We start from the raw sequence: 23,613 nt of genomic DNA, 5'->3' as shown, positions 1-23,613 counted from the left end.
CCGCCGCCGGGCTGCGCCCAAGAAAAAGGCGGCCCGCAGGCCGCCTTCTCAGCTCAGTGGTGAACCGGCTGCGCCGGCCCACCCTCAGGCTTCAGTCGCTCACTCGGTGCTGTCGCCAGCGGCCGCTGCCGTGGCGGCATCGACACCGGCCATCTGCACCGCCGCCAGCTCTTCAGCTTCCTGCAGCGCAATGGCGCGACGCTCGCTCTCGTCCATGGCTTCCTTGGCCTTGCGGGCTTCGTGGAAGGCCATGCCGGTGCCTGCAGGGATCAGGCGGCCGACGATCACGTTTTCCTTCAGGCCACGCAGCTCGTCGCGCTTGCCCATGATGGCAGCTTCGGTGAGCACGCGGGTGGTTTCCTGGAAGGACGCCGCCGAGATGAAGCTGTCGGTCGACAGCGACGCCTTGGTGATGCCCAGCAGCACGTCGGCGTGCGTGGCCGGCACCTTGCCTTCGGCACGCAGGCGCTCGTTGGTGTTGAGCAGCTCGCTGCGTTCCACCTGCTCGCCGTTGATGTACGACGAATCGCCGGCGTTGACGATCTGCACGCGGCGCAGCATCTGGCGAACGATCACCTCGATGTGCTTGTCGTTGATCTTCACGCCTTGCAGACGGTAGACGTCCTGCACCTCGTCGACGATGTAGCGCGCCAGTTCCTCGATGCCCAGCAGGCGCAGGATGTCCTGCGGGTCTGCGCTGCCGTCGACCACCAGTTCGCCGCGGTTGACCACCTGGCCTTCGTGCACCAGGATGTTCTTTTCCTTGGCGACCAGCTCTTCGTGCACCTGGCCTTCGGGGCTGGTGATCTGCAGGCGGTTCTTGCCCTTGGTCTCCTTGCCGAAGCTGATGGTGCCGGTGATCTCGGCCAGCGTACCCACGTCCTTCGGGCTGCGCGCTTCGAAGAGCTCGGCCACCCGCGGCAGACCGCCGGTGATGTCGCGCGTCTTCTGGCCTTCCATCGGGATGCGCGCCAGCACTTCGCCGGGGCCCAGGTCCTGGCCGTCGCGCACCTGGATCAGGGCGCCCACCGGGAAGCCGATGGTCACGGCGTGGTCGGTGCCGGGGATCTTCACTTCCACGCCTGCGGCGTCCAGCAGCTTGACCTGCGGGCGCACCACCTTGGCGGCGCCGCGGCGCTTCGGGTCGATCACGACCAGCGTGCTCAGACCCGTCACTTCGTCCACCTGCTTGGCGACGGTGACACCCTCTTCCACGTTCTCGAACTTCGCCTTGCCGGCGAATTCCGTGATGATGGGGCGGGTCAGCGGGTCCCAGTTGGCCAGCACGGTGCCGGCCTTCACGTGCTGGTCGGGCTTGACGTTCAGCGTCGCGCCGTAAGGCAGCTTGTGACGCTCGCGCTCGCGGCCGTGCGGGTCGCTGATGACGATTTCGCCCGAACGCGAGATCACCACCAGGGTGCCGTTGGCGTTGGTGACGTAGCGCATCGTGGCGTTGAAGCCGATCAGGCCTTCGCTCTTGGCGTCCACGCTGCTGGCCACGGCCGCACGCGATGCCGCACCACCGATGTGGAAGGTGCGCATCGTCAGCTGCGTGCCGGGTTCACCGATGGACTGCGCCGCGATCACGCCGATGGCCTCACCCACGTTCACCAGGCCACCACGGCCCAGGTCGCGGCCGTAGCACTTGGCGCAGATGCCGAAGCGCGTGTCGCAGGTCAGGGCCGTGCGCACCTTCACTTCGTCCACGCCCGCGGCTTCCAGGGTGTCGATGAGGTCTTCGTCCAGCATCGTGCCGGCGGCGACCATCAGCTCCTGCGTCTCTGGGTGCAGCACCTCGGTGGCCGTCACGCGGCCGAGGATGCGGTCGCGCAGGCTTTCGATGACTTCACCACCCTCCACCAGCGCGCGGCGGTTCATGCCGTTCTGCGTGCCGCAGTCGACTTCCGTCACCACCAGGTCTTGCGTCACGTCCACCAGGCGGCGCGTGAGGTAGCCCGAGTTCGCGGTCTTCAGCGCCGTGTCCGCCAGGCCCTTGCGGGCACCGTGGGTGGAGATGAAGTACTGCAGAACGTTCAGGCCTTCGCGGAAGTTGGCCGTGATGGGCGTCTCGATGATGCTGCCGTCAGGCTTGGCCATCAGGCCGCGCATGCCGGCCAGCTGGCGGATCTGCGCAGCAGAACCGCGCGCGCCCGAGTCGGCCATCATGTAGATGGAGTTGAAGGACTCCTGGTCGACTTCCTTGCCGTGGCGGTCTTGCACCTTCTGCTTGGACAGCTGGCTCATCATGACCTTGCCGACTTCGTCGCCGGTCTTGCCCCAGATGTCCACGACCTTGTTGTAGCGCTCGCCCGCAGTCACCAGGCCCGAGACGTACTGCTGCTCGATCTCCTTGACTTCCTTCTCGGCGCGCTCGATCAGGCCCGGCTTCTCCTTCGGCACCAGCATGTCGTCGATGGCGATCGAGATGCCGGCGCGCGTGGCCAGGCGGAAGCCGTTCTGCAGCAGCTTGTCTGCGAAGACGACGGTTTCCTTCAGGCCGCACTTGCGGAAGCTGGCGTTGATCAGCTTGCTGATCTCCTTCTTCTTCAGCGCCTTGTTGATGTTGCTGAAGGGCAGGCCCTTGGGCAGGATCTCGCTCAGCAGCGCACGGCCGACGGTCGTGTCCACCAGCTTGGTCTCGGGCACGAACTCGCCGGTGGCGGCGTCCTTGTGCCACTCGACCATGCGCACGGCGATCTTGGCGGTGATCTCCACCACGCCGTTGTCGAGTGCGCGCTGGAGCTCCTGCATGTCCATGAAGACCATGCCCTCGCCCTTGCCGTTGATGCGTTCGCGGGTGGCGTAGTACAGGCCCAGCACCACGTCTTGCGAAGGCACGATCGACGGTTCGCCGTTGGCCGGGAACAGCACGTTGTTGGAGGCCAGCATCAGCGTGCGGGCTTCCATCTGCGCTTCGATGCTCAGCGGCACGTGAACGGCCATCTGGTCACCGTCGAAGTCGGCGTTGAAGGCCGAGCACACCAGCGGGTGCAACTGGATGGCCTTGCCTTCGATCAGCACCGGCTCGAAAGCCTGGATGCCCAGGCGGTGCAGCGTCGGCGCGCGGTTCAGCAGGATCGGGTGCTCTTTGATCACCTCTTCCAGGATGTCCCACACCACCGGCGTGCCGCTCTCGACTTCCTTCTTCGCCGCCTTGATGGTGGTGGCGATGCCCATCGCCTCCAGGCGCGAGAAGATGAAAGGCTTGAACAGCTCGATGGCCATCAGCTTGGGCAGGCCGCACTGGTGCAGCTTGAGCGTCGGGCCGACCACGATGACCGAACGGCCCGAGTAGTCGACGCGCTTGCCCAGCAGGTTCTGGCGGAAGCGGCCGCTCTTGCCCTTGATCATGTCGGCCAGCGACTTCAGCGCGCGCTTGTTCGCGCCCGTCATCGCCTTGCCGCGGCGGCCGTTGTCCAGCAGGCTGTCCACGGCCTCTTGCAGCATGCGCTTTTCGTTGCGCACGATGATTTCCGGCGCCTTCAGCTCCAGCAGCCGCGCCAGGCGGTTGTTGCGGTTGATGACGCGGCGGTAGAGGTCGTTGAGGTCAGAGGTCGCAAAGCGGCCACCGTCCAGCGGCACCAGCGGGCGCAGGTCGGGCGGCAGCACCGGCAGCACTTCCATCACCATCCAATGGGGACGGATGCCGCTCTTCTTGAAGGCTTCCAGCACCTTCAGGCGCTTGGAGTTCTTCTTGATCTTCAGCTCGGAGCCGGTCATGTCGTTGCGGATCTTGTCGATCTCCGCATCGATGTCCATTTCCTCGAGCAGCTTCTTGATGCCCTCGGCGCCCATCAGCGCGACGAACTCGTCACCGAATTCGGCGTGCTTGGCCTCGAAATCGTCCTCGCTCATGATGCTGAACTTCTTCAGCGGGGTCATGCCGGGGTCGACGACGACATACGCTTCGAAGTACAGCACGCGCTCGATGTCGCGCAGGGTCATGTCGAGCACCAGGCCCAGACGCGACGGCAGCGACTTCAGGAACCAGATGTGCGCGCAGGGCGCGGCCAGGTCGATGTGACCCATGCGCTCGCGGCGCACCTTGGTCTGCGTGACTTCAACGCCGCACTTCTCGCAGATCACGCCACGGTGCTTCAGGCGCTTGTACTTGCCGCACAGGCACTCGTAGTCCTTGATCGGGCCAAAGATCTTGGCGCAGAACAGGCCGTCGCGCTCGGGCTTGAAGGTGCGGTAGTTGATGGTCTCGGGCTTCTTCACCTCGCCGAAAGACCAGGAACGGATCTTCTCAGGAGAAGCCAGTCCGATCTTGATGGCATCGAAATGCTCATCAGGGGTGAATTGCTTGAAAAGGTCGAGTAGTCCCTTCATGCGTCGGCTCCTTAATTGCGTTCGAGTTCAATGTCGATGCCCAAGGAGCGGATTTCCTTGACCAACACATTGAAGGATTCCGGCATGCCGGCTTCGATGGCGTGTTCGCCCTTGACGATGCTCTCGTACACCTTGGTACGGCCGTTCACGTCGTCGGACTTCACCGTCAGCATTTCCTGCAGGATGTACGAAGCGCCGTAGGCTTCCAGCGCCCACACTTCCATCTCGCCGAAACGCTGGCCGCCGAACTGCGCCTTGCCGCCCAGCGGCTGCTGGGTGACGAGCGAGTACGGGCCGGTCGAGCGGGCATGCATCTTGTCGTCCACCAGGTGGTGCAGCTTCAGCACGTGCATGTAGCCCACGGTCACCGGGCGCTCGAAGGCTTCACCGGTGCGGCCGTCACTCAGGATGGCCTGGGTGCGCGTGGCGGTCAGGCCCTTCTTGGCGGCGATGTCGTCCGGATAGGCCAGCTTCAGCATGGCGCGGATCTCTTCTTCCGCGGCACCGTCGAACACCGGGGTGGCGAAGGGCACGCCGTGCTGCAGGTTGCCGGCCATCTCGAGCACTTGCTCGTCGCTCAGGTCGTCGAGGTGCTCGCCCTTGCCGCCGCTCTTGTTGTAGAGCTCGTCCAGGAACTTGCGGATCTCGGCCACCTTGGCCTGCTCTTGCAGCATGTTGCCGATGCGCTGGCCGATGCCCTTGCCGGCCCAGCCCAGGTGCACTTCCAGCACCTGGCCCACGTTCATGCGCGAAGGCACACCCAGCGGGTTCAGCACGATGTCCACCGGCGTGCCGTCGGCCATGTAAGGCATGTCTTCCACGGCGGTGATCTTCGAGACCACACCCTTGTTGCCGTGGCGGCCGGCCATCTTGTCGCCCGGCTGCAGGCGGCGCTTGACGGCCAGGTACACCTTCACCATCTTCAGCACGCCCGCGGGCAGCTCGTCGCCCTGGGTGAGCTTCTTGCGCTTCTCTTCGAACGCGAGGTCGAAGCTGTGGCGCGTCTGGTCGAGGCTGTTCTTGATGCTTTCCAGCTGGTTGGCGACGTCGTCTTCCGCCGGGCGGATGTCGAACCAGTGGTACTTCTCCACCGAGGCCAGGTAGTCCTTGGTGATGGCCGTGCCCTTGGCGATCTTGTTCGGACCGCCGTTGGCCACCTTGCCGTTGAGCAGCTTGGCGATACGGTCGAAGGCGTCGGCCTCCACGATGCGCAGCTGGTCGTTCAGGTCGAGGCGGAAGCGCTTGAGCTCGTCGTCGATGATCTGCTGGGCGCGCTTGTCGCGCACGATGCCTTCGCGGGTGAAGACCTGCACGTCGATGACGGTGCCCTGCGTGCCCTGGTCGACGCGCAGCGAGGTGTCCTTCACGTCGGAAGCCTTCTCGCCGAAGATGGCGCGCAGCAGCTTCTCTTCCGGCGTCAGCGTGGTCTCGCCCTTCGGCGTGACCTTGCCCACCAGCACGTCGCCGGGGTTCACCTCGGCGCCGATGTAGACGATGCCGCTCTCGTCCAGGCGGGCCAGTTGCTGCTCGCTCAGGTTCGGGATGTCGCGCGTGATTTCTTCGGAGCCCAGCTTGGTGTCGCGGGCCATGACCACCAGTTCCTCGATGTGGATCGAGGTGTAGCGGTCTTCGGCGACGACACGTTCGCTGATGAGGATCGAGTCCTCGAAGTTGTAGCCGTTCCAGGGCATGAAGGCGACCAGCATGTTCTGGCCCAGGGCGAGTTCGCCCAGGTCCGTCGACGCGCCGTCGGCCACCACGTCACCGGCACCGACCAGGTCGCCACGCTTGACGATGGCGCGCTGGTGGATGTTGGTGTTCTGGTTGGAACGCTGGTACTTGATGAGGTTGTAGATGTCCACGCCCACCTCACCGGCCACCGTTTCCGCGTCGTTCACGCGGATCACGATGCGGTTGGTGTCGACGTAGTCGACCACGCCACCGCGGCGGGCCGTGACCACGGTGCCCGAGTCGACCGCGGCGACGCGCTCGACGCCGGTGCCCACCAGGGCCTTCTCGGGGCGCAGCGTCGGCACGGCCTGGCGCTGCATGTTGGCGCCCATCAGTGCGCGGTTGGCGTCGTCGTGCTCCAGGAAGGGCACGAGCGAGGCGGCCACCGACACGATCTGCGCCGGCGCCACGTCCATGTACTGCACACGCTCGGGGCTCAGCAGCACCGACTCGCCCTTTTCACGGGCGCTGACCAGTTCGTCGATCAGCTTCCCGTCGGCGTCCAGGCCGGCGTTGGCCTGGGCGATGACGTACTTGCCTTCTTCGATGGCCGACAGGTAGTCGATCTGGTCCGTCACCTTGCCATCGACCACGCGACGGTAGGGCGTCTCCAGGAAACCGTACTCGTTCAGTTGGGCGAAGAGAGAGAGCGAGTTGATCAGGCCGATGTTCGGGCCTTCCGGCGTCTCGATCGGGCAGACACGGCCGTAGTGCGTGGGGTGCACGTCGCGCACTTCGAAGCCGGCACGCTCGCGGGTCAGACCGCCCGGGCCCAGGGCCGAGACGCGACGCTTGTGCGTGATCTCGGACAGCGGGTTGGTCTGGTCCATGAACTGCGAGAGCTGGCTCGCACCGAAGAACTCCTTCAGCGCCGCGCTGATCGGCTTGGAGTTGATCAGGTCGTGCGGCATCAGGGCTTCGGTCTCGGCCTGGCCCAGACGCTCCTTCACGGCCTTCTCGATGCGCGCCAGGCCGCTGCGGTACTGGTTCTCGGCGAGTTCGCCCACGCAACGCACGCGGCGGTTGCCCAGGTGGTCGATGTCGTCGACATCGCCATTGCCGTTGCGCAGATCCACCAGGATCTTGACGACATCGAGGATGTCGTCATTGCTCAGCGTCATCTTGCCTTCGGGCGTGTCGCGGCCCACGCGGGCGTTGAACTTCATGCGGCCGACACGGCTGAGGTCGTAGGTGTCCTCGCTGTAGAACAGGCGGTGGAAGAGGGCTTCCACGGCGTCTTCGGTCGGCGGCTCGCCGGGGCGCATCATGCGGTAGATGGCCACGCGCGCGGCCAGCTGGTCGGTGGTCTCGTCAGAGGCCAGCGTCTGGCTGATGAACGCGCCCTGGTTGAGCTCGTTCGTGTAGATGCACTGGATGTCCTTGATGCCGGCGGCGCGCAGCTTCTTCAGCAGCGCTTCGGTGACCTCTTCGTTGGCCTTGGCCACGATCTCACCGGTGTCGCCATCCACCATGTTCTTGCTGATGACGCGGCCGACCAGGAAGTCTTCCGGCACGCTCACGAAACCCGTGCCGGCCTGTTCCAGCTGGCGCACGTGGCGAGCGGTGATGCGCTTGTCCTTCTCGACGACGACGTTGCCGTTCTTGTCGGTCAGGTCGAAGCGCGCCACTTCGCCCTTCAGGCGATCGGCCACGAACTCCATCTGCGCGCCCGAGTCCATCAGGCGGAAGTTGTCGTTCTGGAAGAAGTGGGCCAGGATGGTTTCCGGCGTCAGGCCGATGGCCTTCAGCAGGATGGTCACCGGCATCTTGCGGCGGCGGTCGACACGGAAGTACAGGATGTCCTTCGGGTCGAACTCGAAGTCGAGCCAGCTGCCGCGGTAGGGGATGATGCGCGCGCTGAACAGCAGCTTGCCGCTGCTGTGCGTCTTGCCCTTGTCGTGCTCGAAGAACACGCCGGGGCTGCGGTGCAGCTGCGACACGATCACGCGCTCGGTGCCGTTGACGATGAAGGAACCGTAGTCGGTCATCAGGGGCACTTCGCCCATGTAGACCTCTTGCTCCTTGATTTCTTTCACGACGCGCTGCGGATGGCTCTCGCGGTCGTAGATGATCATCTGCAGCTTCGCACGCACGGCGGCGGCGTAGGTCAGGCCGCGCTGCTGGCATTCGCGAACGTCGAAGGGCGGCTTCGCGATGTTGTATTCGATGAACTTCATCTCCACAAAGCTGTTGTGGGAGACGATGGGGAAGGCGGAGAGGAAGGCCGCCTGCAGGCCCTCGGGCTTGCGTTTCTGGGGCGGAACATCCTTCTGCAGGAAGGCGACATAACTGTCGCTCTGCATGGTCAGAAGATAGGGAACCTTGAGGACACTCTCACGCTTGCCGAAGCTCTTGCGAATGCGCTTCCGCTCGGTGTAGGTGTAGGGGGTTGCTTGCGCCATTGAACTCTCCGTGTCGAGAACGCACACCTGGCCTAGGCATGCGATCTGCGGCGACTGGCTGGCTCGAGCCCCCGGTGTCCGCCTGCGCGGCCCCGCCTCAGTCAAGAGGCAGGTTCTCTCCGAAGACTCTCGCCGACTCGGGCCTTGCGCCCGAGGTCTGGTGACGGGCCACTACCCGTCGCTGGCGGACAACCGAGGCATTGCACCTCAGTCCGACCAAACCCGTTCTCTGCAGTCGGATCAGAGAACACTGAACGAAGCCCCCAGGCTGCGGGGCCGGCTGCGCCGGCGTCCTCGCCACCCCCCGAGGGGGCTCTGCCTGCGGCCCGGCGAAGCCGGTTCCGCGGCAGTCCTTGATGGACTTCGTTCGCTGTTCTCGAACAGCGAATGGGGCGAGTCTCTCGCGAGACTCGCCCGTTGGACTTACTTGATCTCGGCCTTGGCGCCAGCGTCCACCAGCTTCTTCAGAGCGGCTTCGGCGTCGGCCTTGGGGATGGCTTCCTTGACGGGCTTCGGAGCGCCGTCCACCAGGTCCTTGGCTTCCTTCAGGCCCAGGCCCGTCAGTTCGCGCACGGCCTTGATGACCGAGACCTTCTGGGCGCCAGCGTCCAGAAGGATCACGTTGAATTCGGTCTTCTCTTCAGCGGCCGGGGCAGCAGCGCCACCGCCACCAGCGGCCGGGGCGGCCATGGCTGCGGCGGACACGCCGAACTTCTCTTCAATGGCCTTGACCAGGTCATTGAGTTCCATCACCGACATGCTGTCCATGGCGGACAGGAAAGCGTCTTTATCGAATGCCATTTGGGGTTCCTCGAAACGATTGATTCTGAAAGGGGGATGCTGGATCAAGCTGCGGGCGCTGCGGCTTCGGCTTCCGCCGTTGCACCGCCACCGCGCTTTTCGGCCACTGCAGCCAGCACGCCAGCCATGCGCTGGATCGGCGACTTCAGCAGGCCGGCCACCTGGGCGATCAGCACTTCGCGGCTCGGGATCGCGGCCAGGGCTTTGACGCCGTCGACCGTGAGTGCCTTGCCGGCGTAGGCGCCGCCCTTGATGACGAGCTTGTCGTTGGTCTTGGCGAAGTCACTGATGACTTTCGCCGCGGCCACGGCATCTTCGGAAAAGCCGTAGATCAGCGGACCGACCATGGCACCCTGGGCCACCTCGAACGGGGTGCCGGCAACGGCGCGACGGGCCAGGGTGTTCTTCAGCACGTGAAGGTACACACCCTTGGACCGCGCATCGACGCGCAGCTTGTTCAGGCTTTCCACGGTGAGGCCACGGTACTCGGCCAACGCCAGCGTCTGCGAACGTGCGGCTTGCGCCGACACCTCCGTGACCACGGCAGCCTTCTCGCTTTTATTGAGACTCAAGGTCTGTTCCTCACACAAAACGTGCCCTTGCCTCGCGGCGCAGGCACACCCGGATTCAGCAGCCTTGCTGTTCGGGAACCCCTCTCAGAGAACCTTTGCAGCGGGACCGCCATCTGCGCTGGCTTCGAGCAGCGCCTTTCGGCCTTGCTCTCGATTACGGGCTGGCGCTTGCGCGCTTCACCCACCAGCGGTCTTGGATGGCCCACCAGCAGCGAACTGCCAGCGGCCCACCAATTCATACAGCAGCGCGCCAGACTCGCGCGCCGCCTTCATTCAAGTTCGATCAGGCCGCAGCGGCGTTGATCGACGAGGTGTCGACGCGAACGCCCACGCCCATGGTCGAAGACACGGCTACCTTGCGCAGGTAGACACCCTTGCTGCTGGCCGGCTTGGCCTTGTTCAGGGCGTCGATCAGCGCACGCAGGTTTTCCGTCAGCTTGCCGTCGTCGAACGAGCGGCGGCCGATGGTGCCGTGGATGATGCCGGCCTTGTCGACACGGAACTGCACCTGGCCGGCCTTGGCGTTGCGCACGGCCTGGGCCACGTCGGGCGTGACGGTACCGACTTTCGGGTTCGGCATCAGGCCGCGCGGGCCCAGCACCTGACCCAGGGTACCGACGATGCGCATCGTGTCGGGGCTGGCGATGACGACGTCGAAGTCCATCTTGCCGGCCTTGATCTCGGCGGCCAGGTCGTCCATGCCGACGATGTCGGCGCCGGCGGCCTTGGCTTCTTCGGCCTTGGCGCCCTGGGCGAACACGGCCACGCGCTTGGTCTTGCCGGTGCCGGCGGGCATCACGACGGCGCCACGCACCACCTGGTCGGACTTCTTGGCGTCCACGCCCAGCTGCACGGCCACGTCGATGGATTCATCGAACTTGGCGGTGGCGTGTTCCTTCACGAGGCTCAGCGCCGCTTCCAGCGGGTACAGCTTCAGGCTGTCGACCTTGCCCTGCAGGGCCTTGGCTTTCTTGGTGAGCTTGGCCATGTTCAGACTCCTTCGACGATCAGGCCGATCGAACGGGCCGAGCCCGCGATGATCTTGACCGCGCCGTCCATGTCAGCGGCGTTCAGATCCTTCATCTTGATCTTGGCGATCTCTTCGAGCTGCTGGCGCGTGACCTTGCCAACCTTGTCGAGGTGGGCCTTGCCCGAACCCTTGGTGATGCCGGCGGCCTTCTTCAGCAGCGCGGTCGCCGGGGGCGACTTGATGATGAAGGTGAAGCTCTTGTCGGCGAAGGCCGTGATGACCACGGGCAGCTTCATGCCGATCTCGAAGCCTTGCTGGGTCTGGGCGTTGAACGCCTTGCAGAACTCCATGATGTTCAGGCCGCGCTGGCCCAAGGCAGGGCCGATGGGGGGCGAGGGGTTGGCCTTGCCGGCCGGTACTTGCAGCTTGATGAAGCCGACGATCTTCTTTGCCATGAATGGCTCCTCGAGTTCAAACGCCGCCGGGCAAATGCCGCGTGCAGCTCCTCGTCAAACGACCCGGACCAACGAACGAAACGCAGGCGCCGGGTCGGGCACGCCTGCGTTGAAAAAACTCAGATCTTCTCGACCTGCGCGAAGTCGAGCTCGACGCCGGTGGCGCGGCCGAAGATGGTGACCGAGACCTTGACCTTGCTCTTCTCGTAGTTCACGTCTTCGACGGCGCCGTTGAAGTCGGTGAACGGACCTTCCTTCACACGCACCAGTTCGCCCACCGTCCACTCGACCTTTGGGCGCGGCTTGTCCACGCCCTCTTGCATCTGGTTGACGATCTTGGCGACCTCGGCTTCAGAGATCGGGGCTGGGCGGTTGCGCGCGCCACCGATGAAACCGGTGACCTTGCTGGTGTGCTTCACCAGGTGCCAGGTGTCGTCGGCCATGTCCATCTCCACGAGCACGTAGCCCGGGTAGATGCGGCGCTCGGTGACGCTCTTCTTGCCGTTCTTCAGTTCCACCACTTCTTCGGTGGGCACGAGGATGCGGCCGAACTTGTCCTGCATGCCGGCGCGGTCGATGCGCTCGCGCAGGTTGCGCTCGACGGCCTTTTCCATGCCCGAGTAGGCGTGGACGATGTACCAGCGCTTGGTGGAGGGGGCAGCGGCCGGCGCGGCGCCGGTGTCAACTTGTTCGGTCATCGTGTGTGCCTCAGCTGCGCCAACCCAGGATCAGGTCGAAGATCGCCCACTCGAGCGTCTTGTCGGTGAGCCACATGAACAAGGCCATCACCACCACGAAGGCGAAGACGTAGCCGGTCATCTGCATGGCTTCCTTGCGGGTGGGCCAGACGACCTTCTTGGTCTCGCGCACCGAATCGGCGCCGAAGGCGATGAGCTGCTTGCCCGATTCGGAGGTGAAAAACAGCGCCACGGCCGCCCCCAGCAGGGCCAGCAGGGCGACGACGCGCACCCACAGGTCTTGTTTGCCGAGGTAGTAGAAGGCCACGATCGAAGCCAGCACGAGCAGCGCCGCACCGGCCAGCTTGGCCTTGTCAGCGCCCGTGGAGACGGTTTCGACTTGGGGTTGGGTGGACATGGGTTCCAGCGTGTAGGTCGCGGTCAGCGACGGCGCCCTTCGGCGGATTCAGACGCAAGGCCCGCAGCACCGAAAAGTGCTGCGGGCCGGCTGTGAAAGGCCACTCGGGGCTACCAGGTGGCAGGGGCGGAGGGAATCGAACCCCCGACCTTCGGTTTTGGAAACCGGCGCTCTACCAATTGAGCTACACCCCTGCGGAAAAACTCACTCGATGATCTTGGCCACGACGCCGGCGCCGACGGTGCGGCCGCCTTCACGGATGGCGAAGCGCAGGCCTTCTTCCATCGCGATCGGGTTGATCAGCTTCACCGTGATGCTGACGTTGTCGCCAGGCATCACCATCTCCTTGTCCTTCGGCAGCTCAACTGCACCCGTCACGTCCGTCGTGCGGAAGTAGAACTGCGGGCGGTAGTTGTTGAAGAACGGCGTGTGACGACCGCCCTCTTCCTTGCTCAGCACGTAGATCTCGGCCGTGAAGTGCGTGTGCGGCTTCACCGAACCGGGCTTGCACAGCACCTGGCCGCGCTCCACGTCTTCGCGCTTGGTGCCGCGCAGCAGGATGCCGACGTTGTCGCCCGCCTGGCCCTGGTCCAGCAGCTTGCGGAACATCTCCACGCCCGTGCAGGTGGTCTTCTGCGTGGCCTTGATGCCGACGATCTCGATTTCCTCGCCGACCTTGATGATCCCGCGCTCCACGCGACCGGTCACCACGGTGCCGCGGCCCGAGATCGAGAACACGTCTTCCACCGGCATCAGGAAGGTGCCGTCCACCGCCCGCTCCGGCGTGGGGATGTAGCTGTCCAGCGCGTCGGCCAGGCGCATGATCGCCTGCTCGCCCAGATCACCCGTGTCGCCTTCCATGGCCAGCTTGGCGCTGCCCTTGACGATGGGGGTGTCGTCACCAGGGAAGTCGTACTTGCTCAGCAGCTCGCGCACTTCCATCTCGACGAGCTCCAGCAGCTCGGCGTCGTCCACCATGTCGCACTTGTTCAGGAACACGATGATGTAAGGCACGCCCACCTGGCGGGCCAGCAGGATGTGCTCGCGCGTCTGGGGCATCGGGCCGTCAGCGGCCGAGCACACCAGGATCGCGCCGTCCATCTGGGCGGCACCCGTGATCATGTTCTTCACGTAGTCAGCGTGACCCGGGCAATCCACGTGCGCGTAGTGACGGTTGGCCGTCTCGTACTCGACGTGCGCGGTGTTGATCGTGATGCCGCGCGCCTTCTCTTCCGGCGCCGCGTCGATCTGGTCGTAGGCCTTGGCCTCGCCACCGAACTTCTTCGCCAGAATCGTCGTGATCGCCGCCGTCAGCGTCGTCTTGCCATGGTCCACGTGACCAATCGTGCCCACGTTCACGTGCGGCTTCGTGCGTTCAAATTTACCTTTTGCCATTTCCTTGCGCTCCTGGCTAAGACAAGTGGGATCGAAGAAGAAGTGGTGCCCATGGCGGGAATCGGACCCGCGACCTCTCCCTTACCAAGGGAGTGCTCTACCACTGAGCCACATGGGCATCGTCAAGGGCCTGCGGGCGACGGCGCTGCCGAACACCAGCAGACCCTTGACGACGAAAACACCGAACTACCGAAACTGAAGAAACAACCTTGGCGCCGTGGAGCGGGAGACGGGAATCGAACCCGTGTCATTAGCTTGGAAGGCTAAGGTTCTGCCATTGAACTACTCCCGCCCGGCAAACTCTCGCCACCGATTGCAGGCCTCGCCGCGGCTGCACGGCAAGAAGTCTCTGGTGGAGGAGGCTGGATTCGAACCAGCGTAGGCGTAAGCCAACAGATTTACAGTCTGCCCCCTTTAGCCACTCGGGCACCCCTCCGGAGAGCCGGTGACTATAACACGGGCCGCGCCGCCGCCAAGCCCCAGCTGATCGGCGGCCGGCCGGCGGCCTGCAGGAAGCGGTTCGCTTCCCCGAAGTGGCCACAGCCGATGAAGGGCACGGGCGGCCGCAACGCAGACAGCGGCGAGGGGTGGTTGCTGCACAGCACACGATGCGCTGTGCCTGTCAGTTGCGGCGCCAGCGCCTGGGCGTGGGCACCCCAGAGCATGAAGACCTTGGGCACAGGATCGTCAGCCGCCATGCGGCAAATGGAATCAGTGAGCGCCTGCCAACCCAGCTTGCTGTGGCTGGCCGCGGCCCCTTCTTCCACGGTCAGCACGGTGTTCAGCAGCAGCACGCCCTGGCGCGCCCAGGGCAGCAAGGACGGCTGCAGCGGCGGCGGCAGCCCGAGGTCGCGCTGCAGTTCCTTGAAGATGTTGCGCAGGCTGGGCGGCGGCTTCTGCCCGGCGGGCACCGAGAAGGCCAGGCCCTCGGCCTGGCCTGGGCCGTGGTACGGGTCTTGACCCAGGATCACGACCTGCACCTGCGACAGCGGCGTCAGCGACAGCGCTCGCAGCGGCTCGGCGGGGTAGACCGTTGCGCCGGCGGCCAACCGCGCATCCACGGCCCGCACCAATGCATGCCCGGCCGGGCTGTTGCGCCAGCGTTCTACCAGCGGCTGCCAGTCGCCGTGGTCAGCCGCCAGCCACTCGCCCAGCGGGCGTTGGAGCCTGTTCGAGGCGGTCGTCAATCGAACAGCGCCGACAGCGCCACGCCCGGCTCCGGCGCGCGCATGAAGGCTTCGCCCACCAGGAAGGCATGCACCTGCGCCGCGCGCATGCGCTGCACGTCGGCGCGGCCGAGGATGCCCGACTCGGTGACGAGCAGCCGGTCGGCCGGCACGCGCGGCAGCAGGCCGAGCGTGGTGTCCAGCGTCACCTCGAAGGTGCGCAGGTTGCGGTTGTTGATGCCCAGCAGTGGCGTCTTGAGCAGCAGCGCACGGTCCAGCTCGTCGCCATCGTGCACTTCCACCAGCACGTCCATGCCCAGGGCCAGCGCGGCAGCTTCCAGGTCGGCCATCTGCTCATCGCTCAGGCAGGCGGCGATGAGCAGGATGGCGTCGGCCCCCAGCGCACGCGCTTCCATCACCTGGTACTCGTCGACCATGAAGTCCTTGCGCAGCACCGGCAGCGCGCAGGCGGCGCGGGCCTGCTGCAGGAAGGCGGCGCTGCCCTGGAAGAAACGCTCGTCGGTCAGCACGCTCAGGCAGGCGGCGCCATGGGCGGCGTAGCTGGCGGCGATCTCGGCGGGCACGAACTGTTCGCGCAACACACCCTTGCTCGGGCTGGCCTTCTTCACTTCGGCAATCACCGCGGCGCGTCCGGCAACCAGCTTCGCGCGCAGCGCAGCCTCGAAACCCCGCACGTCACGCCGCGCCTCGGCCTCTTCGCGCCAGCTGGCCAGGCTGCGGCGCTGGCGTGCGGCGGCCAGCTCTTCGTGCTTGACCGCGACGATCTTGTTGAGGATGTCGCTCATGCCGAGGCCAGTTCCTTGCTGCGCGCCACGAACTGGTGCAGCTTGGCGAGCGCACGGCCTGAGGCGATGCCTTCGCGCGCTACCGCCACGCCTTCGGCCATGCCGGGCACCACGCCCGCGGCGTACAGCGCCACGCCGGCGTTGAGGATGACGATGTCGCGCGCCGGGCCCGGCTCGTTGTCCAGCACGGCCTGCATCAGCGCGCGCGACTGCTCGGGCGTCTCGACCTTCAGCGCGCGGCTGCTGGCCATGGTGAGGCCGAAGTCTTCGGGGTGGATCTCGTACTCGCGGATGGCACCGTCCTTGTACTCGCCCACCATCGTGGCCGAGCCGAGAGACACCTCGTCCATGCCGTCACGACCGTAGACCACCACCGCGTGTTCGGCGCCCAGGCGCTGCAGCGCGCGCACCTGGATGCCCACCAGATCGGGGTGGAACACGCCCATCAGGATGTTGGGCGCGTCGGCCGGGTTGGTCAGCGGGCCCAGGATGTTGAAGAGCGTGCGCACGCCGAGTTCGCGCCGCACCGGCGCGACGTTTTTCATCGCCGGGTGGTGGTTGGGCGCGAACATGAAACCGATGCCGGTGTCGGCGATGCAGCGCGCCACCGCCTCGGGCGCCAGCGTCATCGGCACACCCAGCGTTTCCAGCACGTCGGCGCTGCCGCTCTTGCTGCTGACACCGCGGTTGCCGTGTTTGCTGACGCGCGCACCGCAGGCCGCCGCCACGAACATGCTGCAGGTGCTGATGTTGAAGGTGTGCGAGCCGTCGCCGCCCGTGCCGACGATGTCGACCAGATGCGTGCGATCGGCCACGTTGACCTTGGTGGAGAACTCGCGCATCACCTGCGCCGCAGCGGTGATCTCGCCGATGGTCTCCTTCTTCACGCGCAAGCCCACCAGCAGCGCGGCCATCATCACCGGGCTCATCTCGCCGCTCATGATGCGGCGCATCAGCGCCAGCATCTCGTCGTGGAAGATCTCGCGGTGCTCGATCACGCGCGTGAGCGCCTCGTGGTTGCTGATGGGCATGGTGGGGGCCTTCACAGGTGTTGCCGCAGCACGGCCACGGCGCGGGTGATGTCGTCGGCCGAGACGTTCAGGTGCGTCACGAAGCGCAGGCGGTACAGGCCCGTGCACAACACGCCGGCAGCGCGCAGGCGCTCCACCACGCCCGGTGCTTTCTCGGGCGCAAGGTCGACGAAGACGATGTTGGTCTGCGGCGGCTGCACCGTCACGCCCGGCAGGCCGGCCAGGCCTTCGGCCAGGGCGCGGGCGTTGGCGTGGTCGTCGGCCAGGCGCTCGATGTGGTGGTCGAGCGCGTAACTCGCTGCGGCGGCCAGCACACCCGCCTGGCGCATGCCGCCGCCCAGCATCTTGCGCACGCGGTGCGCGCGGGCGATGAAGTCCTTCGGGCCGACGAGCGCCGAGCCCACGGGTGCGCCCAGGCCCTTGCTGAAGCACACCGAGACGCTGTCGAAGTGCTGCGCAATCTGCCGCGCCGGCACACCGCTGGCCACCGCGGCGTTGAACAGGCGCGCGCCGTCCAGGTGCGTGGCCAGGCCCTTGCGCCGCGCCAGCGCGGTGGCCGCTTCGATGTAGGGCAGCGGCAGCACCTGGCCGCCCCAGGTGTTCTCCAGCGCCAGCAGCCGCGTCTTCGCGAAGTGCGCGTCGTCGGGCTTGATGTTGGCCTCGATGTCCGACAGCAGGATGGAACCATCCGCCTGCTGCGGCAGCGGCTGCGGCTGGATGCTGCCCAGCACCGCGGCGCCGCCGCCTTCCCAGCGGTAGGTGTGGGCCATCTGGCCGACGAGGTACTCGTCGCCGCGGCCGCAGTGCGCCATCAGGCCGCACAGGTTGCTCTGTGTGCCGGTGGGCACGAAAAGCGCCGCCTCCTTGCCGAGCAGCGCGGCGATCTTGGCCTGCAGCTCGTTGACGCTGGGGTCGTCGGCGAAGACGTCATCGCCCAGCGCCGCGGCGTGCATGGCCGCGCGCATGGCAGGCGTGGGCAGCGTGACGGTGTCGCTGCGCAGGTCGATGGCTTGGCTCATGTTCAGCGCACTTGCTCCAGGAAGTTCTTCAGCATCGCGTGCCCGTGTTCGCTGAGGATGGACTCGGGGTGGAACTGCACACCTTCCAGCGGCAGGCCGCGGTGGCGCAGGCCCATGATCTCGCCATCTTCGCTGGTGGCGGTGACGATGAGGTCGGCCGGCAGCGAAGCCCGTTCCACCGCCAGCGAGTGGTAGCGGATGACGCTGAAGTGCTCGGGCAGCGCGTGGAACACGCCCTGCTGGTCGGTGCGGATGGTGCTGGCCTTGCCGTGCATCTGCACCTGCGCGCGCACCACCTTCCCGCCGAGGGCCGCACCCATGGCCTGGTGGCCCAGGCACACGCCCAGCATGGGCAGCTTGCCAGCGAAGTGGCGGATGGCCTCGATGCACACGCCCGCCTCGGCCGGGCTGCAGGGCCCGGGCGAGAGCACCAGGCGCTCGGGCTTCAGTGCGGCGATGCCGGTCACATCGATCTCGTCGTTGCGCACCACGCGCACGTCTTCGCCGAGCTCGGCGAAGTACTGCACCAGGTTGAAGGTGAAGCTGTCGTAGTTGTCGATCATGAGGAGCATCTCAGAAGCCCTCCTCGACGAGTTCTGCCGCGCGGATCAGGGCCCGCGCCTTGTGTTCGGTTTCGCGCCATTCCATCTCGGGGATGGAGTCGGCCACCACACCCGCGGCGGCCTGCACGTACAGCGTGCCGCCCTGCACGATGCCCGTGCGGATGGCGATGGCCACGTCCATGTCGCCAGCGAAGCTCAGGTAGCCGCAGGCGCCGCCGTAGATGCCGCGCTTGACGGGTTCCAGCTCGTCGATGATCTCCATCGCCCGGATCTTGGGCGCCCCGGTCAGCGTGCCGGCGGGGAAGGTGGCGCGCAGCACGTCGAGGTTGCTCATGCCGTCGAGCAACTGCCCCTCGACGTTGCTGACGATGTGCATCACGTGCGAATAGCGCTCGATGACGAAGGCGTCGGTCACCTTCACGCTGCCGGTCTTGGCGATGCGCCCGATGTCGTTGCGCGCCAGGTCGATCAGCATCAGGTGTTCGGCGCGTTCCTTCGGGTCGGCGCTGAGCTCGGCTTCCAGGGCCTTGTCCAGCTCGGGCGTGGCCCCGCGCGGGCGCGTGCCGGCCAGCGGGCGGATGGTGACTTTCGCGCCCTCGGCCGTGCGCTCCTGGCGCACCAGGATTTCGGGGCTGGCGCCGACGATCTGGAAGTCGCCCATGTCGTAGAAGTACATGTAGGGCGAGGGGTTCAGGCTGCGCAGCGCGCGGTACAGCGACAGCGGGCTCTCGGTGTAGCGCTTCTTCAGCCGCTGACCCACCTGCACCTGCATCATGTCGCCGGCGGCGATGTACTCCTTGGCCTTGGCCACCGCGGCCAGGTAGGCGGCCTTGTCGAACTCGCGCTCCACCGGGTGGCTGGGCCCGCGCTTGACCGGCGGCGCGGTGACGCTGTAGCGCAGCTGGTCGCCCAGTTCGCCCAGGCGCTTTTTGCCCTTGAAGTAGGCCTCGGGCTGCGCGGGGTCGGCATAGACGATGAGGTAGAGGCGCCCGGACAGGTTGTCGATGACGGCCAGTTCCTCGCACTGCAGCAGCAGCACGTCGGGCGTGTCCAGGCCGCCCGTCTTCCAGGTCTTGGCCAGCTTGGGCTCGACGTAGCGCACGGCGTCGTAGCCGAAGTAGCCGGCCAGCCCGCCGCAGAAGCGCGGCAGCCCGGGGGTCAGCGCCACCTTGAAACGCTGCTGGTAGGCCGCGATGAAATCGAGCGGGTTGCCTTCGTGCGTTTCCACCACCTCGCCGGCGGTCACCACCTCGGTCTGGAAACCGCGGGCGCGCAACAAGGTGCGTGCCGGCAGGCCGATGAAGCTGTAGCGGCCGAAACGCTCGCCGCCCACCACGCTTTCCAGCAGGAAGCTGTGCTTGGCGCCGCCGGCCAGCTTGAGGTAGAGGGACAACGGCGTTTCCAGGTCGGCGAAGGCCTCCTGGATCAGCGGGATGCGGTTGTAGCCTTCGCGGGCCAGGCTTTGGAACTCAAGTTCGGTGATCACGTCTCGCACCTGTTCACACGGGGGCCGCGGCCTGGGGATGCCAGTGCTGGGCGGCGGTGTTCGGGGGGCGGGCCGTCCCTGCAGGGTGCAGGGGCTTGGCCCGCGGTGGGGGGCCGGCCGGCGAAGCGGCTAGCAGCAAGGGCTGTGCGAGCGACGCCAGGGCCAGGCTCCCTGGTCGTACAGACCGGGCCGGCGGGCGGCAAGCGTGGACAAAGGCAGCAACATGACCGGGTCAGTTTAGCAGCCCGTTCCCAGGCCGTTCCCACCGCCCGCGCTGCGTGGCAGACTGCGCGCCCTTTCCGCTTTCAACGAAATCGAGCCGCCGCCATGCACCGTCGTTCCCTGCTGGCCCTGATTGCCACCGCAGCGCTGTCAGCGCTGCCCGGTGGCGCCCAAGCCCAGGCCGCCAACCCCGCCGCCGTGCCAGGCAGCGTCGAGGTTTCGGGTGTGCGCTACACCCCCACCGTGCAGGTGGCTGGCAGCACCCTGCAGCTCAACGGCGCAGGCACGCGCTACAAGTTCGTGGTGCGTGTCTACACGGCCGGCCTCTACCTGGGCACCAAGGCGGCCACGCCCGAGGCGGTGTACGCCGCCTCGGGCCCCAAGCGCATCCACGTGGTGATGCTGCGCGACATCGACGCCAACGAATTGGGCAAGCTGTTCACGCGCGGCATGCAGGACAACGCGCCGAAGGAGGCCTTCAGCAAGTCCATCCCCGGCACGCTGCGCATGGCCGACATCTTCTCGGCCAAGAAGCGCCTGCAGACGGGCGAGAACTTCTCTGTCGACTACGTGCCGGGGGTCGGCACCAGCGTGCTGGTCAATGGCAAGGCGCAAGGCGAGCCGGTGCGCGAGCCTGAATTCTTCAATGCGCTGCTGAGCATCTGGCTCGGCCCCAACCCGGCCGACGACGGCCTGAAGGCCTCGTTGCTGGGCCAGGAAGCCCCGACCCCGCGCAGCGGCCGCAACCGCTGAGGCCACGGGCAGCGATTCAGCCCGCCAGCAAGGGCGCGATCGCGTCCAGCCGCGCGACGATGGCATCGGGCTGCGCGCTGGCCACCGGCTCGCCGTGGTTGTAGCCGTAGCTCACCAGCACCACCGGGCAGCCGGCGGCGCGGGCCGCGGCGGCATCGTTGCTGGAGTCGCCCACCATCAGCGTGCGTGACGGAGGCGTGCCCAGGGCCTCGCAGGCCTTGAGCAGCGGCAGGGGATGCGGCTTCTTGTGAGCGAAGGCGTCGCCGCCAAAGACGAGTTCGAAGTGGCCGTCCAGGCCCTTGCTGGCCAGCAGGGGCCGCGCGAAAGCGCCGGGCTTGTTGGTCAGGCACACCAGGCGCAGGCCCGCGGCGCGCAAGGCCTGCAGGCCTTCCACCACGCCCGGGTAGACCGCCGAGTGCCGGCCGTTGATAGCCAGGTAGTGGTGCTGGTAACGCTCCCACGCCGGCTGCTGCAGGGCCGCGGGTGCACCCACGGCGGCCAGGCACTGCGCAATGAGGTGTTCGCTGCCCTTGCCGACGGTGCGCACGATGAAGTCGCGCCCCACGGGGTGCAGGCCGAGGTCGGCCCAGGCCAGGCCGATCGCGGCCTCGAAGTCACCCACGGTGTCGACCATCGTGCCGTCGAGATCGACGATGGCCGCAGCCAGGTTCGCGGCCTGCAAGCTCATCGTTGAACCTTCGCCTTCTGGGGCCGAGCCATCGGCCCGCCGTGCCGCGCCAGCCAGGCCGCGAACTCGGTGTACCAGAGCCGGCTGTTGCGCGGCTTGAGCACCCAGTGGTTCTCATCCGGGAACCACAGCAGCCGTGCGTCGATGCCGCGCGCCTGCAGCGTGTTGTAGTAGGCCAGGCCGTTGCAGTCGGGCACGCGGAAGTCTTGCGCGCCGTGCGTCACCAGCGTGGGCGTGTGCATCTGCGCCGCGAAGCTGTGCGGGCTCTGCGCGGCCACGCGGGCCGGGTCTTCCCAGTACCTGGCGCCCAGGTCGAGCGGGCGCGTGGTGTAGCTGTCGGCGCTGAAGGTGGCGATGCGGTCATACACGCCCGCGTGGCAGACGTAGGCTCGGTAGCGCCCCGGCGCCACATGCCCGTTCATCCACGCCACCAGGAAGCCGCCGTAGCTGCCGCCGGTGGCGTAGACGCGCGTCTTGTCGGCCCAGCGCTGCTGCAGCAGCCAGTCGGTGGCGGCCTCGATGTCCTGCAGTTCCAGTTCGCCCTGCCGGCCGATCAGGCTGTCGCGGAAGGCGAAGCCGAAGCCGCTGCTGCCGTGGTAGTTCACCTGCGCAATGACGTGGCCGGGCGCGGCGAAGATGTGCGGGTTCCAGCGCCAGCTGAAGGTGTCGCCGGCGGCGGCAAAGGGCCCGCCGTGGATGACGTGGTTGACCGGGTGCTTCTTCTTGGCGTCGAAGCCCGGCGGGAAAACCAGCCACACCTGCACGGGTTCGCCCAAGGCACCGGTCACCGAGACCTCACGCACCTCGCCGAAGGCCACGCCGGCCAGCAGTGCGTCGTTGAAGTCTTCCAGCCGGCGCGGCGCGGCGGCCGCATCGGCCAAGCTGCGCGCCAGCACGCGGGCCGGATGGGTGGCGCTGTCGGCCTGCACCACCACGGTGTCGCCGGCGACATCGAAGCCCTGCACCCAGCCACCGGCATGCAGCACGGTGGGTGCGGCGGCCTCGGCCTCCACAGGGCATCGCCACAAGGGGCAGCGGCCGCGGTCTTCGGCGGTGAAGAGCACAGCGCTGCCATCGGGCGCCCAGCGCAAGGGCGTGTTGATGGCGCGGTCCCAGCCAGGTACCAGCACGCGCAGCGTGGCAGCGCCCTTGATGCCCTTGCTGCGCTTGCTGCCAGCAGTCGCGGGCGTGACGAGAGCCGGCTGCGCCAGCGCAGTGTGCTTGCGGCCCACGTGCGCCGCGGCCACGGCGATGTGGCGGCCGTCGGGGCTGTAGACGGGGCCGGCCAGGTCCCAGGCGGCATCGTCGACCAGTGGCTGCACGCGCCGCGTGGCGATGTCGATCTCGCTCAAGGCCAGGCGGTTCACCTGCAGCGGGCGTGCCGAGGGGTCGTGCACGAAGGCGATGCGGCGGCCTGAGGGATGCACGTCGTAGACCTCGTTGCCGGCCCCGTCGCGCGGCAGTTCCAGCGCCGTGCCTTCGAAGAGATCGGTGACGCGGCCGCTGGCCAGGTCGAGCAGCAGCAGGTGCAGCACGCGGCCCTGCGGCACGTTGTGGTCCCAGTGGCGGTAGTAGCCCTCGCTGGTGGCGTAGCCGCTTTCCTTGCGCTCGCGCCAGGCGGCCATCGCCTTGTTCTGCGCGGCGGCACCCTTCAGGCCGGGCCAGACCCAGGCCGAGAAGACCACGCGACGCCCATCGGGCAGCCACTTGAAGGACTCGATGCCGGGGCCGAACTGGCTGTGGCGCCGGGCTTCGCCCCCGTCGGCGGCGATGGTGTAGAGCTGCGGGCTGCTGTCCTTGAGATCTTCCTGCTCGCGGCGCGCCACGAAGGCGATGCAGTCGCCGCGCGGCGACCAGGCGGGCTGGCCGTCGCGTTCGCCGCAGCTCGTCAGCGCACGCGGCGCCTGCCGGTCGGTGGGCAGCAGCCACAGGCGAGAGCGCGTGTGGTTCTTCTCCATCGACGGCGTGGCCACCGACACCACGGCGGCGCGGCCGTCGGGTGCGAGGCTCACGCCGCCCAGGCGCTGCAGTTGCCAGAGGGTGTCGACGTCGAGCGGGCGGGCCAGTCGGCGCGGGGTCGCGCGCTTCTTCGGGGGGGCGGTGTCTTTCATCCCCGCAGTGTCGCC

18 protein-coding genes and 4 tRNA genes are annotated in these 23,613 nt (G+C 66.8%); 1 reads left to right on the top strand and 21 read right to left on the bottom strand.

What is annotated here, in order from left to right:
* Positions 1 to 99: 99 nt before the first annotated feature.
* The 19 genes from rpoC to trpE all read right to left on the bottom strand — a co-directional run bounded on the left by rpoC (position 100) and on the right by trpE (position 19,824).
* Positions 100 to 4,332 (bottom strand): DNA-directed RNA polymerase subunit beta', encoded by a 4,233-nt coding sequence (rpoC, locus tag EOE66_RS04235; protein WP_128227395.1) that lies wholly within the window; start codon positions 4,330 to 4,332, stop codon positions 100 to 102.
* Between the two features lie 11 nt (positions 4,333 to 4,343).
* Positions 4,344 to 8,465, bottom strand: coding sequence for a DNA-directed RNA polymerase subunit beta (gene rpoB, locus EOE66_RS04230; protein ID WP_128227394.1), 4,122 nt, complete (start codon positions 8,463 to 8,465; stop codon positions 4,344 to 4,346).
* A gap of 423 nt (positions 8,466 to 8,888) precedes the next feature.
* Positions 8,889 to 9,266: a 50S ribosomal protein L7/L12 gene (gene rplL / locus EOE66_RS04225; RefSeq protein WP_128227393.1), complete on the bottom strand. Its 378-nt coding sequence runs from the start codon at positions 9,264 to 9,266 to the stop codon at positions 8,889 to 8,891.
* Between the two features lie 44 nt (positions 9,267 to 9,310).
* Entirely contained in the window at positions 9,311 to 9,838 is a 528-nt protein-coding gene (rplJ, locus tag EOE66_RS04220; RefSeq protein ID WP_054140039.1) for a 50S ribosomal protein L10, read from the bottom strand.
* Positions 9,839 to 10,121: 283 nt separating this feature from the next.
* The gene (gene rplA / locus EOE66_RS04215) at positions 10,122 to 10,826 is read right to left on the bottom strand and encodes a 50S ribosomal protein L1 (RefSeq protein WP_054140038.1); all 705 of its coding nucleotides are present in this window, start codon (positions 10,824 to 10,826) and stop codon (positions 10,122 to 10,124) included.
* A 2-nt stretch (positions 10,827 to 10,828) separates the two neighbouring features.
* Positions 10,829 to 11,263: a 50S ribosomal protein L11 gene (gene rplK, locus EOE66_RS04210; RefSeq protein WP_054140037.1), complete on the bottom strand. Its 435-nt coding sequence runs from the start codon at positions 11,261 to 11,263 to the stop codon at positions 10,829 to 10,831.
* Between the two features lie 119 nt (positions 11,264 to 11,382).
* The gene (gene nusG / locus EOE66_RS04205; RefSeq protein WP_128227392.1) at positions 11,383 to 11,961 is read right to left on the bottom strand and encodes a transcription termination/antitermination protein NusG; all 579 of its coding nucleotides are present in this window, start codon (positions 11,959 to 11,961) and stop codon (positions 11,383 to 11,385) included.
* Between the two features lie 10 nt (positions 11,962 to 11,971).
* Positions 11,972 to 12,358, bottom strand: coding sequence for a preprotein translocase subunit SecE (secE, locus tag EOE66_RS04200; protein WP_128227391.1), 387 nt, complete (start codon positions 12,356 to 12,358; stop codon positions 11,972 to 11,974).
* 118 nt (positions 12,359 to 12,476) lie between these two features.
* Positions 12,477 to 12,552 (bottom strand) — tRNA-Trp (locus tag EOE66_RS04195).
* Positions 12,553 to 12,562: 10 nt separating this feature from the next.
* On the bottom strand, positions 12,563 to 13,753 hold the full coding sequence (tuf, locus tag EOE66_RS04190; protein ID WP_128227390.1) for an elongation factor Tu: 1,191 nt from the start codon (positions 13,751 to 13,753) through the stop codon (positions 12,563 to 12,565).
* Between the two features lie 43 nt (positions 13,754 to 13,796).
* Positions 13,797 to 13,871, bottom strand: a tRNA-Thr gene (locus EOE66_RS04185).
* A gap of 100 nt (positions 13,872 to 13,971) precedes the next feature.
* Positions 13,972 to 14,045, bottom strand: a tRNA-Gly gene (locus EOE66_RS04180).
* 58 nt (positions 14,046 to 14,103) lie between these two features.
* Positions 14,104 to 14,189: transfer RNA gene (locus EOE66_RS04175), tRNA-Tyr, on the bottom strand.
* Positions 14,190 to 14,202: 13 nt separating this feature from the next.
* A complete protein-coding gene (locus EOE66_RS04170) occupies positions 14,203 to 14,940 on the bottom strand; it encodes a uracil-DNA glycosylase (protein ID WP_128227389.1) in 738 nt (245 codons plus the stop codon).
* Positions 14,937 to 15,725 (bottom strand): indole-3-glycerol phosphate synthase TrpC, encoded by a 789-nt coding sequence (gene trpC / locus EOE66_RS04165; RefSeq protein ID WP_128227388.1) that lies wholly within the window; start codon positions 15,723 to 15,725, stop codon positions 14,937 to 14,939. Before trpC ends, EOE66_RS04170 begins: the two co-directional genes overlap by 4 nt.
* Entirely contained in the window at positions 15,722 to 16,756 is a 1,035-nt protein-coding gene (trpD, locus tag EOE66_RS04160) for an anthranilate phosphoribosyltransferase (protein WP_128227387.1), read from the bottom strand. Before trpD ends, trpC begins: the two co-directional genes overlap by 4 nt.
* A gap of 11 nt (positions 16,757 to 16,767) precedes the next feature.
* Positions 16,768 to 17,775: a low-specificity L-threonine aldolase gene (gene ltaE, locus EOE66_RS04155; protein ID WP_128227386.1), complete on the bottom strand. Its 1,008-nt coding sequence runs from the start codon at positions 17,773 to 17,775 to the stop codon at positions 16,768 to 16,770.
* 2 nt (positions 17,776 to 17,777) lie between these two features.
* Positions 17,778 to 18,347 (bottom strand): aminodeoxychorismate/anthranilate synthase component II, encoded by a 570-nt coding sequence (locus EOE66_RS04150; protein WP_128227385.1) that lies wholly within the window; start codon positions 18,345 to 18,347, stop codon positions 17,778 to 17,780.
* 1 nt (position 18,348) lies between these two features.
* Positions 18,349 to 19,824, bottom strand: a complete 1,476-nt coding sequence (gene trpE, locus EOE66_RS04145; protein WP_128227384.1) for an anthranilate synthase component I — start codon at positions 19,822 to 19,824, stop codon at positions 18,349 to 18,351.
* Positions 19,825 to 20,151: 327 nt separating this feature from the next.
* Between trpE and EOE66_RS04140 the strand changes: the two genes are divergently transcribed.
* Positions 20,152 to 20,799 carry a chalcone isomerase family protein gene (locus tag EOE66_RS04140; RefSeq protein WP_128227383.1) on the top strand — a complete coding sequence of 216 codons (648 nt, stop codon included), beginning with the start codon at positions 20,152 to 20,154 and terminating at the stop codon, positions 20,797 to 20,799.
* A gap of 16 nt (positions 20,800 to 20,815) precedes the next feature.
* On the opposite strand, the gene gph is transcribed toward EOE66_RS04140, so the two are convergent.
* Together gph and EOE66_RS04130 are read right to left on the bottom strand one after the other, a co-directional pair.
* Positions 20,816 to 21,487 (bottom strand): phosphoglycolate phosphatase, encoded by a 672-nt coding sequence (gph, locus tag EOE66_RS04135; protein WP_128227382.1) that lies wholly within the window; start codon positions 21,485 to 21,487, stop codon positions 20,816 to 20,818.
* On the bottom strand, positions 21,484 to 23,598 hold the full coding sequence (locus tag EOE66_RS04130) for a dipeptidyl-peptidase 5 (RefSeq protein ID WP_128227381.1): 2,115 nt from the start codon (positions 23,596 to 23,598) through the stop codon (positions 21,484 to 21,486). The genes gph and EOE66_RS04130 overlap by 4 nt, the downstream gene beginning before the upstream one ends.
* Positions 23,599 to 23,613: the final 15 nt, after the last annotated feature.

It is taken from the genome of Rubrivivax rivuli (assembly GCF_004016505.1).
Lineage (GTDB): Bacteria > Pseudomonadota > Gammaproteobacteria > Burkholderiales > Burkholderiaceae_C > Rubrivivax > Rubrivivax rivuli.
Note: the sequence above shows the minus strand (reverse complement) of the source record. Positions and strands in the feature narration are given on the sequence as shown.

Bases quoted from the DNA above. Each gene is read 5' to 3' on its own strand.
- gph (WP_128227382.1), bottom strand. From the start codon at position 21,487: ATGAGCTTGCAGGCCGCGAACCTGGCTGCGGCCATCGTCGATCTCGAC.
- rplL (WP_128227393.1), bottom strand. From the start codon at position 9,266: ATGGCATTCGATAAAGACGCTTTCCTGTCCGCCATGGACAGCATGTCG.
- tuf (WP_128227390.1), bottom strand. From the start codon at position 13,753: ATGGCAAAAGGTAAATTTGAACGCACGAAGCCGCACGTGAACGTGGGC.
- secE (WP_128227391.1), bottom strand. From the start codon at position 12,358: ATGTCCACCCAACCCCAAGTCGAAACCGTCTCCACGGGCGCTGACAAG.
- rpoB (WP_128227394.1), bottom strand. From the start codon at position 8,465: ATGGCGCAAGCAACCCCCTACACCTACACCGAGCGGAAGCGCATTCGC.
- trpD (WP_128227387.1), bottom strand. From the start codon at position 16,756: ATGCCCATCAGCAACCACGAGGCGCTCACGCGCGTGATCGAGCACCGC.
- rplK (WP_054140037.1), bottom strand. From the start codon at position 11,263: ATGGCAAAGAAGATCGTCGGCTTCATCAAGCTGCAAGTACCGGCCGGC.
- nusG (WP_128227392.1), bottom strand. From the start codon at position 11,961: ATGACCGAACAAGTTGACACCGGCGCCGCGCCGGCCGCTGCCCCCTCC.
- ltaE (WP_128227386.1), bottom strand. From the start codon at position 17,775: ATGAGCCAAGCCATCGACCTGCGCAGCGACACCGTCACGCTGCCCACG.
- rplA (WP_054140038.1), bottom strand. From the start codon at position 10,826: ATGGCCAAGCTCACCAAGAAAGCCAAGGCCCTGCAGGGCAAGGTCGAC.
- EOE66_RS04150 (WP_128227385.1), bottom strand. From the start codon at position 18,347: ATGCTCCTCATGATCGACAACTACGACAGCTTCACCTTCAACCTGGTG.
- EOE66_RS04140 (WP_128227383.1), top strand. From the start codon at position 20,152: ATGCACCGTCGTTCCCTGCTGGCCCTGATTGCCACCGCAGCGCTGTCA.
- EOE66_RS04130 (WP_128227381.1), bottom strand. From the start codon at position 23,598: ATGAAAGACACCGCCCCCCCGAAGAAGCGCGCGACCCCGCGCCGACTG.
- trpC (WP_128227388.1), bottom strand. From the start codon at position 15,725: ATGAGCGACATCCTCAACAAGATCGTCGCGGTCAAGCACGAAGAGCTG.
- rpoC (WP_128227395.1), bottom strand. From the start codon at position 4,332: ATGAAGGGACTACTCGACCTTTTCAAGCAATTCACCCCTGATGAGCAT.